Source organism: Pseudomonas sp. BNK-45 (genome assembly GCF_047456255.1).
Classification (GTDB): domain Bacteria; phylum Pseudomonadota; class Gammaproteobacteria; order Pseudomonadales; family Pseudomonadaceae; genus Aquipseudomonas.
On sequence record NZ_CP179909.1, the window covers coordinates 822,629 to 838,336 of the forward strand.

Consider the following 15,708-nt stretch of genomic DNA (forward strand, 5'->3'; position numbering starts at 1 on the left):
GTCCATGCGAACATTCGAGTTGCCGCCTGCCACCGTGGAAGCCTTCCAGCGTGATGGAGCGGTGTGCATTCGCCAGTTGTTCAGCGCAGATGAAGTGGCGCTGTTGGAGCGGGGTATCGAACACAATCTGGCGCAACCCAGCGAGCGGGCCAAGGTCGCCAGCCAGCCCGACGATCCCGGCTGGTTTTTCGAGGACTTCTGCAACTGGCAAGAGAATCCCGATTATCGACGCTTCATCTTCGACAGCCGGGTTGGCCATGTGGCCGCGCAGTTGATGGGTTGTCCACAGGCTCGGCTGTATCACGACCATCTGCTGGTCAAGGAACCCAATACCCGGCAGCGCACTCCCTGGCATCAGGACCAGCCCTACTACAACGTCGAGGGGCGACAGAACTGCAGCATGTGGATGCCTGTGGACCCGGTTGCGCGGGAGTCGACCCTGGAGTTTGTCGCCGGTTCGCACCTGGGGCCCTGGCTGATGCCCCGAACCTTCCTGGATAACCAGGCCAAGTGGTTCCCCGAAGGCAGCCTCGCGGATCTTCCGGACATCGAGGCCAATCGAGGCGCATGGAACATTCTTGGCTGGGACCTGCAGCCCGGGGATTCGGTGTTTTTCCACATGCTGACCTTGCATGCGGCCGGTGGTGTCGGTGGCGATCGGCGACGACGTGCCTTCTCCCTGCGCTTTCTGGGGGAGGACATGCGACATGCCCCCAGGCCCTGGCGCACGTCACCGGAGTTTCCCGGGCTGGCCTCGCAACTGCCGGCCGGGGCGCCGATGGAACATGAACTCTTTCCTTGCCTATGGACGGAGCGGTCGCGGTTTTAAGCCGTTGTGGCCCGCGGCAGAATCGGAATCAGCTGATAGGCATACAACCAAACCCCGACCAGCATGCGCGATCGCTGCCTCAAATGGATGGAAGGTGTTTATGCGCTTTTTTAGCTATCTCGCGGTACTCGGTCTGAGCCTTGTCTGCCAAGGCACCTGGGCTCAGCTTTCTTCGAATCAGGCCCCTGCGCCAGAGCAGGTGGCCACGTCTGTCACCGCAGAAACTGAAGTCGCCCCTCTCGACGATGGAAGAGTGGCTGGGCCGTCTGCATCCGCCGATAGAGCAGTGGACGCGCCGGTGAGCGAAGCGACCCCAAGCGGCACCAAGCAGTATTGGGCACTGCTGGTGGTTGTGCTGCTGGGATTGAGCTGGTGGGTCCAGGGGCGCTTGGTCAAACGGCCCGAGTAATACCGCTTATCCACAGACAGGCTCCTGCGGCCTGTCTGTTTCTGCTCCCTCTCTGATAACCATTGAATGCGCTGCAAGCCAGAGCCGTGTCCGGATGACCCCGGGCACGGCTTTTTTCTGTGGATTAAGCCCTGTGAATAACTGCCCTCCAGCTCGGTTGATAACCGGGCTTCAAAACTGAGGAAAAACCGCTCTGTGGATAACCACCCCATTCATCCACAGGTTTAAACCGCTTATCCAAGGGCCTCCTGGCCACCTAACCACAGAGTTTAAAACCTCTGTACATATTGAATATGAAGGGCTGTAGCGATCTATCCACAGAAAGGCATGTGCATAAGAATAAACATAAAAACAAGGATTTAATAAATTTCTCTCTTTTAATTTCTATTGACCGTGATTCATCCACAGCTGGTTAAATTTTGTGCAAAGGGTTCTTTAGGAAGGGCTAAGTCCCTATACTTGCCGCCTTGGTCCAAAAACCAACCCGACAACTACTCCTAATTACTCCTACTTGAAGCAGGCACGAGGTGCGTGGTGGATTTCCCTTCCCGTTTTGAAGTGATCGTCATCGGCGGCGGTCATGCCGGTACCGAGGCAGCACTTGCATCAGCACGCATGGGGGCCAAAACCCTGTTGCTGACGCATAACGTGGAAACCCTCGGAGCAATGAGCTGCAACCCCGCGATTGGCGGGATCGGCAAAAGCCATCTGGTCAAGGAGATCGATGCCCTCGGCGGCGCGATGGCCATGGCTACCGATAAAGGTGGTATTCAGTTTCGTGTGTTGAACAGCCGCAAAGGCCCAGCCGTGCGCGCAACCCGCGCCCAGGCCGACCGCGTTCTGTACAAGGCCGCGGTGCGCGAGATTCTCGAGAACCAGCCCAACCTGTGGATATTTCAACAAGCCGCTGATGACCTGATCGTGGAACAGGATCAGGTGCGGGGCGTGGTCACCCAGATGGGACTGCGCTTCTTCGCCGAGTCCGTGGTACTGACCACCGGGACCTTCCTCGGCGGACTTATCCACATTGGCATGCAGAACTACTCCGGCGGCCGTGCGGGTGATCCGCCCTCTATCGCCCTCGCACAACGTCTGCGGGAGTTGCCACTGCGGGTTGGCCGCTTGAAAACCGGTACTCCGCCACGCATCGATGGCCGATCTGTGGATTTCTCGGTCATGACCGAACAGCCTGGGGATACACCGATTCCGGTGATGTCGTTCCTCGGCTCGAAAGAACAGCATCCGCAACAGGTCAGTTGCTGGATTACCCACACCAACGCCCGCACCCACGAGATCATCGCCTCGAACCTCGATCGTTCGCCGATGTACTCCGGCGTGATCGAAGGCATTGGCCCGCGTTACTGCCCGTCGATCGAAGACAAGATCCATCGTTTTGCCGACAAGGAAAGCCATCAGGTGTTTATCGAACCTGAAGGCCTGACCACTCATGAGCTGTACCCGAACGGGATATCCACATCCCTGCCGTTCGACGTGCAGTTGCAGATCGTGCAATCGATCCGCGGCATGGAAAATGCCCATATCGTGCGTCCCGGCTATGCCATCGAATACGACTACTTCGATCCCCGCGACCTCAAGTACAGCCTGGAAACCAAGGTGATCGGCGGTCTGTTCTTCGCCGGCCAGATCAACGGCACCACCGGTTATGAAGAGGCCGGTGCCCAAGGTCTGCTGGCCGGGGCCAACGCCGCCTTGCGCGCCAAGGGCAAAGACAGCTGGTGCCCGCGTCGCGATGAGGCCTACATCGGTGTGCTGGTCGATGACCTGATTACCTTGGGTACCCAGGAACCGTACCGGATGTTCACTTCCCGGGCCGAATACCGCCTGATTCTGCGGGAAGACAACGCCGATCTGCGCCTGACCGAGAAGGGCCGCGAACTGGGGCTGGTGGATGACGTGCGCTGGGCGGCGTTCTGCAAGAAACGCGAAGGCATTGCCCAGGAAGAGCAACGCCTGAAGTCCACTTGGGTCCGTCCGGGCACCGAACAGGGCGATGCGATCGCCCAGAAATTCGGCACGCCGCTGACTCATGAGTACAACCTGTTGAATCTGCTGAGCCGTCCGGAAATCGACTACGCTGGTCTGGTCGAAGTGACCGGGCAGGGCGCTGAAGATCCACAAGTGGCCGAACAGGTCGAAATCAAGACCAAGTACGCCGGCTACATCGATCGTCAGCAGGACGAAATTGCCCGTCTGCGCGCCAGTGAAGACACCAAACTGCCTGTGGATATCGATTACACCGGCATTTCCGGACTGTCGAAGGAAATCCAGAGCAAGCTCGGCGCGACCCGTCCGGAAACCCTGGGCCAGGCGTCGCGGATCCCGGGCGTTACCCCGGCGGCCATTTCCCTGTTGATGATTCACCTGAAAAAACGCGGCGCCGGCCGTCAGTTGGAGCAAAGCGCTTGAGTTCAATGGTCACCTCGCAACACGCGGACGAGTTATCCACAGGTGCACGCCAGCTCGGTGTCAATCTGAGCGCAACCCAGCACGAACTGCTGCTGGGTTACCTGGCCCTGTTGATCAAGTGGAACAAGGCTTACAACCTGACCGCGGTACGCGATCCCGACGAAATGGTCTCTCGTCACTTGCTCGATAGCCTGAGCGTGATGTCGTTCATCGAAAACGGTCGCTGGCTGGATGTCGGTAGCGGCGGCGGGATGCCCGGTATCCCTCTGGCGATCCTGTTTCCCGAGTCGCAAGTCACCTGTCTGGACAGCAACGGCAAGAAAACCCGCTTTCTGACTCAGGTCAAACTCGAACTCAAGCTGGATAACCTGCAAGTTATCCACAGCCGGGTCGAAGCCTTCACCCCTGAATTGCCGTTCAACGGGATCATTTCCCGGGCATTCAGCAGCATGGAGAACTTCACCAGCTGGACCCGCCACCTGGGCGACCGCGATACACGCTGGCTGGCAATGAAGGGCGTCCATCCCTCTGATGAGCTGTTAGCATTGCCGGCAGACTTCCACCTCGATAGCGAACACGCCTTGGCCGTACCCGGTTGCCAAGGCCAACGCCATCTGCTGATACTGCGCCGCACGGCATGATTGGGAACACAAGCAAGAATGGCTAAGGTATTCGCGATAGCGAACCAGAAAGGTGGCGTGGGCAAGACCACCACCTGCATCAACCTCGCAGCATCCCTGGTAGCGACCAAGCGCCGGGTGCTGTTGATCGATCTTGATCCACAGGGCAACGCCACCATGGGTAGCGGTGTGGATAAACATGGTTTGGAAAACTCGGTCTATGACCTGCTGATCGGCGAATGCGACCTGGCCCAGGCCATGCACTTCTCCGAGCACGGCGGTTATCAACTGCTGCCGGCCAACCGCGACCTGACCGCGGCGGAAGTGGTTCTGCTGGAAATGCAGATGAAGGAAAGCCGTCTGCGCAGCGCCCTGGCGCCGATCCGCGAGAACTACGACTACATTCTGATCGACTGCCCGCCGTCGCTGTCGATGCTCACCCTCAACGCGCTGGTGGCCGCCGATGGGGTCATTATCCCCATGCAGTGCGAGTACTACGCGCTGGAAGGCTTGAGCGACCTTGTGGATAACATCAAGCGCATCGCTGAACTGCTCAATCCGCAACTCAAGATCGAAGGCTTGCTGCGGACCATGTTCGATCCGCGGCTGAGCCTGATGAACGATGTTTCCGCACAGCTCAAGGAACACTTCGGTGATCAGCTGTACGACACCGTGATTCCGCGCAACATCCGTTTGGCCGAGGCGCCGAGCTACGGCATGCCGGCATTGGCGTACGACAAACAATCCCGTGGCGCGCTGGCCTATCTGGCCCTGGCGGGCGAGATGGTTCGCCGGCAACGTAAACAATCCCGCGCCGCAGCCGCCCAGCCAACTTAAGGAATCCCCATGGCCGTCAAGAAACGTGGTCTCGGACGTGGACTGGATGCACTGTTGAGTGGTCCGACTGTCAGCGCCCTTGAAGAACAAGCGGTGCAGGCCGACCAGCGCGAGTTGCAGCACCTGCCCCTGGACCTGATCCAGCGCGGCAAGTACCAGCCGCGCCGGGACATGGACCCTCAGGCGCTGGAAGAACTGGCGAACTCCATCAGGACCCAGGGCGTGATGCAGCCGATCGTGGTGCGCCCTATCGGTGGTGGTCGTTTCGAGATCATCGCCGGCGAACGTCGCTGGCGTGCCAGCCAGCAGGCTGGCCAGGAAACCATCCCGGCGATGGTTCGCGATGTGCCGGATGAAACCGCCATCGCCATGGCGTTGATCGAGAACATCCAGCGCGAAGACCTCAATCCCATCGAGGAAGCGGTGGCCCTGCAGCGTCTGCAACAGGAGTTCCAACTGACCCAGCAGCAGGTCGCCGAGGCCGTGGGCAAGTCCCGCGTCAGCGTGGCCAACCTGCTGCGCCTGATTGCCTTGCCTGAGGTGATCAAGACCATGCTGTCCCACGGCGACCTGGAAATGGGTCATGCCCGGGCCTTGCTCGGATTGCCGGAAAATCAACAGGTTGAAGGGGCGCGACACGTTGTCGCACGAGGCCTCACCGTACGCCAGACCGAAGCCCTGGTTCGCCAGTGGCTGAGTGGAAAACAGGAGCCTGCTGAACCGGTCAAGCCAGACCCGGATATCGCCCGTCTCGAGCAACGCCTGGCCGAGCGCCTAGGCTCTGCGGTGCAGATCCGCCACGGAAAGAAGGGCAAGGGACAGTTGGTGATCGGCTACAACTCCCTGGACGAGCTGCAAGGTGTCCTTGCCCACATCCGCTGAAACATTTCCTTATGTAGCGTGCAGTCGGAAATCACTACCCGGCAGTTGAATAGGGGCTGAACCGCCCCTATACTCTGCGCGCATTTTGTCGGCACAAATTATGCCAAGTTATTGAATTCTGGCAGCCGACCCTTGAGGAGCAAGAGCGATGGAAACCTGCACGCCAAACCGCTTGCCGTTTCATCGCTTGGCGGTTTTTCCGGTGTTACTGGCTCAGTTGGTCATTCTACTGATAGCCGCTCTGGCGCTCTGGCAATGGCGTGGAGTCGTAGCCGGATACTCAGGCCTTTGCGGAGGACTGATAGCCTTGCTACCCAATGTGTATTTCGCTCACAGGGCATTTCGGTTTTCCGGCGCCCGAGCGGCCCAAGCCATCGTCCGGTCTTTTTATGCCGGTGAGGCGGGCAAACTGATTTTGACGGCTGTGCTGTTTGCACTGACGTTCGCAGGTGTGAAGCCATTGGCGCCGCTGGCTGTATTCGGCGTCTTCGTGCTGACCCAACTGGTCAGCTGGTTCGCTCCCCTGCTAATGAGAACAAGACTTTCGAGACCTTAGGGCGTTTGAGGCAACCATGTCAGCAGAAACAACCGCTTCGGGCTATATCCAGCACCACTTGCAGAACCTGACCTTCGGTCAGCTACCCAATGGGAGCTGGGGCTTTGCCCACTCCGCAGCAGAAGCCAAGCAAATGGGCTTCTGGGCATTCCACGTCGATACCCTCGGCTGGTCTGTCGCACTGGGTGTGATTTTCATTCTTCTGTTCCGCATGGCGGCCAAGAAGGCGACTTCCGGCGTGCCGGGCGCTTTGCAGAACTTCGTTGAAGTCATGGTTGGCTTCGTCGATGGCAGCGTGAAGGACAGTTTCCACGGTCGCAGCCCGGTGATCGCACCGCTGGCACTGACCATTTTCGTCTGGGTGTTCCTGATGAACGCCATCGACCTGGTACCGGTGGACTGGATTCCACAACTGGCCATGTTGATCTCGGGCGATCCGCACATTCCATTCCGTGCTGTGTCCACCACTGACCCGAACGCCACCCTGGGCATGGCCCTGTCGGTGTTCGCGCTGATCATTTTCTACAGCATCAAGGTCAAGGGTTTCGGCGGCTTCATCGGCGAACTGACCCTGCATCCGTTCGGCAGCAAGAACATTCTGGTTCAGGCGCTGCTGATTCCGGTGAACTTCCTGCTGGAGTTCGTGACCCTGGTAGCCAAGCCTATCTCTCTGGCACTGCGTCTGTTCGGCAACATGTATGCCGGCGAACTGGTGTTCATCCTGATCGCTGTGATGTTCGGCAGCGGCCTGCTGTGGCTCAGCGGCATGGGTGTGGTTCTGCAATGGGCGTGGGCTGTGTTCCACATCCTGATCATCACCCTGCAGGCCTTTATCTTCATGATGCTGACCATCGTCTACCTGTCGATGGCACACGAAGAGAACCATTAAGACCAGTCTCGACTAGTCTGATGTCCCTCTCGTTGCGGCGAGAGGGGGCCCTTCTCGGGCTTGATGAAACGATTTGTTTTACCGCTTTAATCTAAAAAACCTAAACCATACGACGTAAAAGTCGGGAGGAAAGATGGAAACTGTAGTTGGTCTAACCGCTATCGCTGTTGCACTGTTGATCGGCCTGGGCGCACTGGGTACCGCAATTGGTTTCGGCCTGCTGGGCGGCAAGTTCCTGGAAGGCGCTGCGCGTCAACCAGAAATGGTTCCAATGCTGCAAGTTAAAATGTTCATCGTTGCCGGTCTGCTCGACGCCGTAACCATGATCGGTGTTGGTATCGCTCTGTTCTTCACCTTCGCAAACCCCTTCGTTGGTCAACTCGCTGGCTAATCACTCGAGTATTCGAGTTGATTGGTGTGACGGACAACGAACGAGCGAGGTGTTGGCGTGAACATTAATGCAACCCTGATTGGCCAGTCCGTTGCGTTCTTAATTTTTGTATTGTTCTGCATGAAGTTCATTTGGCCTCCGGTCATTGCTGCTTTGCACGAACGTCAAAAGAAGATCGCGGATGGACTGGACGCTGCCAGCCGAGCAGCTCGTGACCTGGAACTGGCCCAAGACAAAGCGGGTCAGCAACTGCGCGAAGCTAAAGCTCAGGCAGCTGAAATCATTGAGCAAGCCAAGAAGCGCGGTTCTCAGATCGTCGACGAAGCCCGTGAACAGGCTCGTGTCGAAGCTGAACGTGTGAAGGCTCAGGCTCAGGCCGAGATCGAACAGGAACTGAACGGTGTCAAAGACGCGCTGCGTGCCCAACTGGGTAGCCTGGCAGTCAACGGCGCAGAGAAGATCCTGGGTGCCACAATCGATCAAAACGCGCACGCAGAGCTGGTTAACAAACTGGCTGCTGAAATTTAAGCGAGGGCGATCATGGCAGAACTGACCACGTTGGCCCGACCTTACGCTAAGGCGGCCTTCGAGCACGCTCAGGCCCACCAGCAGCTGGCCTCTTGGTCAGCCATGCTCGGCCTGGCTGCAGCGGTGTCACAAGATGACACCATGCAGCGCGTGCTTAAGGCCCCGCGACTGACGAGCGCAGAAAAGGCCAACACTTTTATCGAAGTGTGTGGCGACAAGTTTGATGCACAGGCACAGAATTTCATTCACGTTGCCGCCGAAAACGACCGTCTCCTGCTGTTGCCGGAGATTTCCGCTCTGTTCGACCTGTACAAGGCCGAGCAAGAGAAATCGGTGGATGTGGATGTGACCAGTGCGTTCGCATTGAACCAAGAACAGCAAGACAAACTCGCCAAGGTTCTCAGTGCACGGCTCGGCCGGGAAGTGCGACTGCACGCTGCGGAGGATGCCAGCCTTATTGGTGGTGTCGTAATCCGCGCCGGCGACCTGGTTATCGATGGCTCGATTCGCGGCAAACTCGCGAACCTTGCCGAAGCATTGAAATCTTGAGTTTGAAGGGGCAGCAGAGCAATGCAGCAACTCAATCCTTCCGAAATAAGTGAAATTATCAAGGGCCGCATCGACAAGCTCGATGTGACCTCCCAAGCCCGTAACGAAGGCACTGTCGTCAGCGTATCTGACGGCATCGTGCGGATTCACGGTCTGGCCGACGTTATGTACGGCGAGATGATCGAGTTTCCGGGCGGCGTCTACGGTATGGCCCTCAACCTTGAGCAAGATTCTGTAGGTGCCGTAGTACTGGGCGCATACACCACTCTGGCTGAAGGCATGAGCGCCAAGTGCACCGGCCGCATCCTCGAAGTTCCGGTTGGTAAGGAACTGCTGGGTCGCGTAGTCGACGCACTGGGTAACCCAGTTGACGGCAAAGGTCCGCTGAACAACACCGAGACCGACGCGGTCGAGAAAGTTGCTCCAGGCGTGATCTGGCGTAAGTCGGTAGACCAGCCTGTACAGACTGGCTACAAGGCTGTCGATGCCATGATCCCAGTCGGCCGTGGCCAGCGTGAGCTGATCATCGGTGACCGTCAGATCGGTAAGACCGCTCTGGCGATCGACGCGATCATCAACCAGAAAGACAGCGGCATTTTCTGCGTATACGTAGCGATCGGTCAGAAGCAATCGACCATCGCCAACGTGGTTCGCAAGCTGGAAGAAAACGGCGCTCTGGCCAACACCATCATCGTGGCGGCCAGTGCTTCGGAATCGGCTGCACTGCAATTCCTGGCACCGTACTCCGGTTGCACCATGGGCGAATACTTCCGCGACCGCGGTGAAGACGCGCTGATCGTTTATGACGATCTGTCCAAGCAAGCAGTGGCTTACCGCCAGATTTCCCTGCTGCTGCGCCGTCCACCAGGCCGTGAAGCCTACCCAGGTGACGTGTTCTATCTCCACTCCCGTCTGCTGGAGCGCGCATCCCGCGTTTCCGAAGAGTACGTAGAGAAGTTCACCAACGGCGCAGTGACTGGCAAGACCGGTTCCCTGACCGCTCTGCCGATCATCGAAACTCAGGCTGGCGACGTTTCCGCGTTCGTTCCGACCAACGTGATCTCCATCACCGACGGTCAGATCTTCCTGGAATCGGCCATGTTCAACTCGGGCATCCGTCCTGCTGTGAACGCCGGTGTTTCGGTATCCCGTGTGGGTGGTGCCGCTCAGACCAAGATCATCAAGAAGCTGTCCGGTGGTATCCGTACCGCTCTGGCTCAGTACCGTGAACTGGCGGCATTCGCCCAGTTCGCTTCTGACCTGGACGAAGCGACCCGTAAGCAACTTGAGCATGGTCAGCGCGTTACCGAGCTGATGAAGCAGAAGCAATATGCGCCGATGTCCATCGCCGACATGTCCTTGTCCCTGTACGCCGCTGAACGTGGCTTCCTGACGGACGTCGAGATTGCCAAAGTTGGTAGCTTCGAACAGGCCATGATTGCTTACTTCAACCGCGATCACGCCGACCTGATGGCGAAGATCAACGTGAAGGGTGACTTCAACGACGAAATCGACGCTGGCCTGAAAGCCGGTATCGAGAAGTTCAAAGCCACCCAAACCTGGTAAGCCGCAGCGGGAGCCGCAAGGCTCCCGCTTGCTAACCTGATAGGTGTTACATGGCAGGCGCAAAAGAGATTCGCAGTAAGATTGCGAGCATCAAAAGCACGCAAAAAATTACCAGCGCCATGGAAAAAGTGGCGGTCAGCAAAATGCGCAAGGCACAAATGCGCATGGCTGCTAGCCGTCCTTATGCGGAGCGCATCCGCCAGGTTATTGGTCATCTGGCCAACGCCAACCCGGAATATCGTCACCCGTTCATGATCGACCGTGCTATCAAGCGCGTCGGTTATATCGTGGTGAGCAGTGACCGTGGTCTGTGTGGTGGCTTGAACACCAACCTGTTCAAGGCCCTGGTCAAGGACATGGCGGTAAACCGCGAACAAGGCGTCGAGATCGATCTGTGTGTGGTCGGTAGCAAGGGTGCGGCCTTCTTCCGCAACTTCGGCGGTAACGTCGTTGCAGCTATCAGCCATCTGGGTGAAGAGCCGTCGATCAACGATCTGATCGGCAGCGTCAAGGTGATGCTGGATGCGTACCTGGAAGGCCGGATTGACCGCCTGTCCGTGGTATCCAACAAGTTCATCAACACCATGACTCAGCAGCCGACCGTGGAGCAGTTGATTCCACTGGAGGCAACCCCGGATCAAGAACTCAAGCACCACTGGGACTATCTCTACGAACCGGATGCCAAGGAGCTGCTGGACGGCTTGATGGTCCGTTACGTGGAGTCGCAGGTCTACCAGGCGGTGGTCGAGAACAACGCAGCTGAACAAGCCGCGCGGATGATCGCAATGAAGAACGCTACCGACAACGCCGGTGACTTGATCAGCGATTTGCAGCTGATCTACAACAAGGCGCGTCAGGCTGCGATCACCCAAGAGATCTCGGAAATCGTCGGCGGCGCTGCCGCGGTTTAACGGTTCAAATATTCAGAGGATCCAGCTATGAGTAGCGGACGTATCGTTCAAATCATCGGCGCCGTTATCGACGTGGAATTTCCACGCGACAGCGTACCGAGCATCTACGACGCCTTGAAGGTTCAAGGCGCCGAAACCACTCTGGAAGTTCAGCAACAGCTGGGCGACGGCGTGGTGCGTACCATTGCGATGGGCTCCACCGAAGGCTTGAAGCGCGGTCTGGACGTCAACAACACTGGCGCAGCCATCTCCGTACCGGTCGGTAAAGCGACCCTGGGCCGGATCATGGACGTACTGGGCAACCCAATCGACGAAGCCGGTCCTATCGGTGAAGAAGAGCGTTGGGGCATCCACCGTCCAGCTCCTTCCTTCGCAGAACAGGCAGGCGGCAACGACCTGCTGGAAACCGGGATCAAGGTAATTGACCTGGTTTGCCCGTTCGCCAAGGGCGGTAAAGTGGGTCTGTTCGGTGGTGCCGGTGTGGGCAAGACCGTAAACATGATGGAACTGATCCGTAACATCGCCATCGAGCACAGCGGTTATTCCGTGTTCGCCGGTGTGGGTGAGCGTACTCGTGAGGGTAACGACTTCTACCACGAGATGAAGGATTCCAACGTTCTGGACAAGGTTGCTCTGGTCTACGGCCAGATGAACGAGCCACCAGGAAACCGTCTGCGCGTAGCGCTGACCGGCCTGACCATGGCCGAGAAGTTCCGTGACGAAGGTAACGACGTTCTGCTGTTCGTCGACAACATCTATCGTTACACCCTGGCCGGTACCGAAGTATCCGCACTGCTGGGCCGTATGCCTTCCGCAGTAGGCTACCAGCCGACCCTGGCTGAAGAGATGGGCGTTCTGCAAGAACGTATCACTTCGACCAAGCAAGGCTCGATCACCTCGATCCAAGCGGTATACGTACCTGCGGACGACTTGACCGACCCGTCGCCAGCGACCACCTTCGCCCACTTGGACGCCACCGTCGTTCTGTCCCGTGACATCGCTTCCCTGGGTATCTACCCAGCGGTAGACCCACTGGACTCGACTTCCCGTCAGCTGGACCCGAACGTGATCGGCAACGAACACTACGAGACCGCTCGCGGCGTTCAGTACGTACTGCAGCGTTACAAAGAGCTGAAGGACATCATCGCGATCCTGGGTATGGACGAGCTGTCGGAAGCCGACAAGCAGTTGGTATCCCGTGCTCGTAAGATCCAGCGCTTCTTGTCGCAGCCGTTCTTCGTGGCTGAAGTCTTCACTGGTTCTCCAGGCAAATACGTTTCCCTGAAAGACACCATCGCTGGCTTCAAAGGCATCCTCAACGGTGACTACGACCACCTGCCAGAACAAGCGTTCTACATGGTCGGCGGCATCGAAGAAGCGATCGAGAAAGCCAAGAAACTGTAATCCCGGCGCCCGGCAACGGGCGCTAATTTAGGTTGAGGCAAGCAGATGGCTATGACAGTCCATTGCGATATCGTCAGCGCGGAAGGGGAAATCTTCTCCGGTCTGGTGGAGATGGTGGTTGCGCACGGTGAGCTGGGTGATCTTGGTATCGCTCTGGGTCACGCACCGCTGATCACCAACCTGAAGCCAGGTCCGATCCGCTTGATCAAGCAGGGCGGGGAAACCGAGGTGTTCTACATCTCCGGTGGTTTCCTCGAGGTTCAGCCGAACATGGTCAAGGTTCTTGCCGACACCGTGCAACGTGCTGCCGACCTGGACGAAGCCTCCGCTCAGGAAGCCGTCAAGGCTGCTGAGAAGGCCCTGAATGAAAAAGGCGCAGATTTCGACTACGGTTCTGCTGCTGCACGTCTGGCCGAGGCCGCAGCTCAGCTGCGTACCGTCCAGCAGATCCGCAAGAAGTTCGGCGGCTAAGTCGCAGGCTTTCTGTGTGATTGCTTAAAAAGGGTAGCCTCGGCTACCCTTTTTATTTTCCGCCATTCACCCCCCCTTGGTCGCAGTCGCCGACCCCCCAGGATTGGTAGCCAGTCATGTCTCTCGAAATCGTTATCCTCGCCGCGGGTCAAGGCACTCGTATGCGTTCGGCGCTGCCCAAGGTGCTGCACCCGGTCGCCGGCAACTCCATGCTCGGGCATGTTATCCACAGCGCCCGGCAACTCGATCCACAGCGCATCCACGTGGTGATCGGCCACGGTGCGGATGCGGTGCGCGAGCGCCTGGCGGCCGATGATCTGAATTTCGTGCTGCAGGACAAGCAGTTGGGCACCGGCCACGCCGTGGCCCAGGCCGTACCGTTCATCACGGCCGACACGGTGCTGATCCTCTACGGCGATGTGCCACTGATCGAAGTCGAGACCCTGCAGCGCCTGCTCAAGCAAGCGGGGCCGGAGCAACTGGGCCTGCTCACTGTCGAGCTGGATGACCCGACCGGCTACGGGCGCATCGTCCGTGACGCCAGTGGCAAGGTCACCGCCATCGTCGAGCAGAAGGATGCCGACGAGGCCCAACGCGCGATCACCGAGGGCAACACCGGGATTCTTGCGGTCCCCGGCCAACGCCTCGGTGACTGGACCGGCCGTCTGTCCAACAACAATGCCCAGGGCGAGTACTACCTCACCGACGTGATCGCCATGGCGGTCAGCGACGGCCTGATCGTTGCCACCGAACAGCCCCACGACGCCATGGAAGTGCAGGGCGCCAACGACCGCAAGCAACTGGCCGAGCTGGAGCGCCACTATCAGCTGCGCGCCGCGCGCCGGTTGATGGCCCAGGGCGTGACCCTGCGTGACCCCGCGCGTTTCGACGTGCGTGGCGAAGTCACGGTCGGCCGCGACGTGCTGATCGATATCAACGTGATTCTCGAAGGCCGGGTGGTGATCGAGGACGACGTGGTGATCGGCCCCAACTGCGTGATCAAGGACAGCACCCTGCGCAAGGGCGTGGTGATCAAGGCCAACAGCCACCTGGATGGCGCGGTACTGGGCGAGGGCAGCGATGCCGGCCCGTTCGCTCGCCTGCGTCCCGGCACCGTGCTGGAGGCCCGTGCCCATGTGGGTAACTTCGTCGAACTGAAGAACGCTCACCTGGGCCAGGGCGCCAAAGCCGGCCACCTGACCTACCTGGGCGACGCAGTGATCGGCGCCCGCACCAACATCGGCGCCGGCACCATCACCTGCAACTACGACGGGGTGAACAAGCACAAGACGGTGCTGGGCGAAGACGTGTTCATCGGCTCCAACAACTCCCTGGTGGCGCCTGTGGATATCTTGTCCGGTGCCACCACCGCGGCCGGTTCCACCATCACCCAGAACGTGGCGCCAGCCCAGCTGGCGGTGGGTCGGGCACGACAGAAGAACATCGACGGCTGGAAACGGCCGGAGAAGATCAAGAAGGACTGAGGTTATCCACAACCGCAGCGGACCTGTTCGCCGGTCGGCCGGCTCCTACGCTCAGCGGTAGGAGCTGGCTGAATGTGGATAACTTCCCACCCGACAACTGCGATTTTTTCACTTCCTCCGCTTGACGAAGTTTCGATCATAGGTTTCTATTGCGCCTGTTATCTTTCGAATCGAAACTTAAGTCGCCATGTCGAAACGCAACACACCCCAACGCCGCCACAACATCCTCGCCTTGCTCAACGAACAGGGCGAAGTGAGTGTTGATGCCTTGGCCAAGCGTTTCGAAACCTCAGAAGTTACGATTCGAAAGGATCTGGCCGCCCTGGAAAGCAATGGCTTGCTGCTGCGTCGCTACGGTGGCGCCATCACCATGCCCCAGGAGTTGGTCAGCGACCTCGGCCAACCGGTGTCTCTCTACAAGCAGGCCATCGCGCGCGCCGCAGTGCAGCGCATCCGCGAACACGCGCGGATCATCATCGACAGCGGCAGCACCACCGCCGCGATGATCCCCGAACTGGGCCTGCAGCCGGGCCTGGTGGTGATGACCAACTCGCTGAATGTGGCCAACGCCCTGAGCGAGCTGGAGCACGAGCCGGTGCTGCTGATGACCGGCGGTACCTGGGACCCCCATTCCGAGTCGTTCCAGGGCCAGGTGGCCGAACAGGTTCTACGCTCATACGACTTCGACCAGCTGTTTATCGGTGCCGATGGCATCGACCTGGCCCGCGGCACTACGACCTTCAACGAACTGCTGGGGTTGAGCCGGGTCATGGCCGAAGTGGCTCGTGAAGTGGTGGTGATGGTCGAATCCGACAAGATCGGCCGCAAAATTCCCAATCTGGAACTGCCATGGAGCAGCGTCCATACCCTAATTACCGATGATCGCCTGCCCTTAGAGGTCCGCGACCAAATCCAGGCCCGCGGCATAACTCTGATTTGCGCGGCTGTCAGCTAG

The 15,708-nt window shown here is 58.7% G+C and carries 16 protein-coding genes; all 16 read left to right on the forward strand.

Going from position 1 to position 15,708, the window contains the following annotated elements:
* Nucleotides 1-4 precede the first annotated feature (4 nt).
* The 16 genes from ACMGG8_RS03730 to ACMGG8_RS03805 all read left to right on the forward strand — a co-directional run bounded on the left by ACMGG8_RS03730 (nucleotide 5) and on the right by ACMGG8_RS03805 (nucleotide 15,708).
* Entirely contained in the window at nucleotides 5-829 is an 825-nt protein-coding gene (locus tag ACMGG8_RS03730) for a phytanoyl-CoA dioxygenase family protein (RefSeq protein ID WP_414159918.1), read from the forward strand.
* Nucleotides 830-1,772: 943 nt separating this feature from the next.
* Complete coding sequence (mnmG, locus tag ACMGG8_RS03735) at nucleotides 1,773-3,665, forward strand: tRNA uridine-5-carboxymethylaminomethyl(34) synthesis enzyme MnmG (protein ID WP_060841847.1); 1,893 nt, start codon at nucleotides 1,773-1,775, stop codon at nucleotides 3,663-3,665.
* 5 nt (nucleotides 3,666-3,670) lie between these two features.
* Nucleotides 3,671-4,306, forward strand: a complete 636-nt coding sequence (rsmG, locus tag ACMGG8_RS03740; RefSeq protein ID WP_173655969.1) for a 16S rRNA (guanine(527)-N(7))-methyltransferase RsmG — start codon at nucleotides 3,671-3,673, stop codon at nucleotides 4,304-4,306.
* 18 nt (nucleotides 4,307-4,324) lie between these two features.
* On the forward strand, nucleotides 4,325-5,122 hold the full coding sequence (locus ACMGG8_RS03745) for a ParA family protein (RefSeq protein WP_060841845.1): 798 nt from the start codon (nucleotides 4,325-4,327) through the stop codon (nucleotides 5,120-5,122).
* Nucleotides 5,123-5,131: 9 nt separating this feature from the next.
* Nucleotides 5,132-6,004 carry a ParB/RepB/Spo0J family partition protein gene (locus ACMGG8_RS03750; protein ID WP_047306723.1) on the forward strand — a complete coding sequence of 291 codons (873 nt, stop codon included), beginning with the start codon at nucleotides 5,132-5,134 and terminating at the stop codon, nucleotides 6,002-6,004.
* A gap of 148 nt (nucleotides 6,005-6,152) precedes the next feature.
* Complete coding sequence (locus tag ACMGG8_RS03755; protein ID WP_414159192.1) at nucleotides 6,153-6,560, forward strand: F0F1 ATP synthase subunit I; 408 nt, start codon at nucleotides 6,153-6,155, stop codon at nucleotides 6,558-6,560.
* Nucleotides 6,561-6,576: 16 nt separating this feature from the next.
* Nucleotides 6,577-7,449 carry a F0F1 ATP synthase subunit A gene (atpB, locus tag ACMGG8_RS03760; RefSeq protein WP_060841844.1) on the forward strand — a complete coding sequence of 291 codons (873 nt, stop codon included), beginning with the start codon at nucleotides 6,577-6,579 and terminating at the stop codon, nucleotides 7,447-7,449.
* Between the two features lie 133 nt (nucleotides 7,450-7,582).
* A complete protein-coding gene (atpE, locus tag ACMGG8_RS03765; protein ID WP_002555987.1) occupies nucleotides 7,583-7,840 on the forward strand; it encodes a F0F1 ATP synthase subunit C in 258 nt (85 codons plus the stop codon).
* A 57-nt stretch (nucleotides 7,841-7,897) separates the two neighbouring features.
* Nucleotides 7,898-8,368 carry a F0F1 ATP synthase subunit B gene (locus tag ACMGG8_RS03770; protein ID WP_011064385.1) on the forward strand — a complete coding sequence of 157 codons (471 nt, stop codon included), beginning with the start codon at nucleotides 7,898-7,900 and terminating at the stop codon, nucleotides 8,366-8,368.
* Between the two features lie 12 nt (nucleotides 8,369-8,380).
* Complete coding sequence (locus ACMGG8_RS03775; protein ID WP_016964878.1) at nucleotides 8,381-8,917, forward strand: F0F1 ATP synthase subunit delta; 537 nt, start codon at nucleotides 8,381-8,383, stop codon at nucleotides 8,915-8,917.
* Between the two features lie 21 nt (nucleotides 8,918-8,938).
* Nucleotides 8,939-10,483: a F0F1 ATP synthase subunit alpha gene (gene atpA / locus ACMGG8_RS03780; RefSeq protein WP_016964879.1), complete on the forward strand. Its 1,545-nt coding sequence runs from the start codon at nucleotides 8,939-8,941 to the stop codon at nucleotides 10,481-10,483.
* Nucleotides 10,484-10,533: 50 nt separating this feature from the next.
* Nucleotides 10,534-11,394: a F0F1 ATP synthase subunit gamma gene (gene atpG, locus ACMGG8_RS03785; RefSeq protein ID WP_016964880.1), complete on the forward strand. Its 861-nt coding sequence runs from the start codon at nucleotides 10,534-10,536 to the stop codon at nucleotides 11,392-11,394.
* A 27-nt stretch (nucleotides 11,395-11,421) separates the two neighbouring features.
* On the forward strand, nucleotides 11,422-12,798 hold the full coding sequence (gene atpD, locus ACMGG8_RS03790) for a F0F1 ATP synthase subunit beta (RefSeq protein WP_007924510.1): 1,377 nt from the start codon (nucleotides 11,422-11,424) through the stop codon (nucleotides 12,796-12,798).
* A 45-nt stretch (nucleotides 12,799-12,843) separates the two neighbouring features.
* Nucleotides 12,844-13,269, forward strand: coding sequence for a F0F1 ATP synthase subunit epsilon (locus tag ACMGG8_RS03795; RefSeq protein ID WP_058438442.1), 426 nt, complete (start codon nucleotides 12,844-12,846; stop codon nucleotides 13,267-13,269).
* 116 nt (nucleotides 13,270-13,385) lie between these two features.
* Entirely contained in the window at nucleotides 13,386-14,753 is a 1,368-nt protein-coding gene (gene glmU, locus ACMGG8_RS03800) for a bifunctional UDP-N-acetylglucosamine diphosphorylase/glucosamine-1-phosphate N-acetyltransferase GlmU (RefSeq protein WP_060841843.1), read from the forward strand.
* Between the two features lie 187 nt (nucleotides 14,754-14,940).
* Nucleotides 14,941-15,708, forward strand: coding sequence for a DeoR/GlpR family DNA-binding transcription regulator (locus ACMGG8_RS03805; RefSeq protein ID WP_047306719.1), 768 nt, complete (start codon nucleotides 14,941-14,943; stop codon nucleotides 15,706-15,708).

Bases quoted from the DNA above. Each gene is read 5' to 3' on its own strand.
- ACMGG8_RS03795 (WP_058438442.1), top strand. From the start codon at position 12,844: ATGGCTATGACAGTCCATTGCGATATCGTCAGCGCGGAAGGGGAAATC.
- ACMGG8_RS03805 (WP_047306719.1), top strand. From the start codon at position 14,941: ATGTCGAAACGCAACACACCCCAACGCCGCCACAACATCCTCGCCTTG.
- atpE (WP_002555987.1), top strand. From the start codon at position 7,583: ATGGAAACTGTAGTTGGTCTAACCGCTATCGCTGTTGCACTGTTGATC.
- atpA (WP_016964879.1), top strand. From the start codon at position 8,939: ATGCAGCAACTCAATCCTTCCGAAATAAGTGAAATTATCAAGGGCCGC.
- rsmG (WP_173655969.1), top strand. From the start codon at position 3,671: ATGGTCACCTCGCAACACGCGGACGAGTTATCCACAGGTGCACGCCAG.
- ACMGG8_RS03745 (WP_060841845.1), top strand. From the start codon at position 4,325: ATGGCTAAGGTATTCGCGATAGCGAACCAGAAAGGTGGCGTGGGCAAG.
- atpG (WP_016964880.1), top strand. From the start codon at position 10,534: ATGGCAGGCGCAAAAGAGATTCGCAGTAAGATTGCGAGCATCAAAAGC.
- glmU (WP_060841843.1), top strand. From the start codon at position 13,386: ATGTCTCTCGAAATCGTTATCCTCGCCGCGGGTCAAGGCACTCGTATG.
- ACMGG8_RS03750 (WP_047306723.1), top strand. From the start codon at position 5,132: ATGGCCGTCAAGAAACGTGGTCTCGGACGTGGACTGGATGCACTGTTG.
- atpB (WP_060841844.1), top strand. From the start codon at position 6,577: ATGTCAGCAGAAACAACCGCTTCGGGCTATATCCAGCACCACTTGCAG.
- ACMGG8_RS03730 (WP_414159918.1), top strand. From the start codon at position 5: ATGCGAACATTCGAGTTGCCGCCTGCCACCGTGGAAGCCTTCCAGCGT.
- atpD (WP_007924510.1), top strand. From the start codon at position 11,422: ATGAGTAGCGGACGTATCGTTCAAATCATCGGCGCCGTTATCGACGTG.
- ACMGG8_RS03755 (WP_414159192.1), top strand. From the start codon at position 6,153: ATGGAAACCTGCACGCCAAACCGCTTGCCGTTTCATCGCTTGGCGGTT.
- ACMGG8_RS03775 (WP_016964878.1), top strand. From the start codon at position 8,381: ATGGCAGAACTGACCACGTTGGCCCGACCTTACGCTAAGGCGGCCTTC.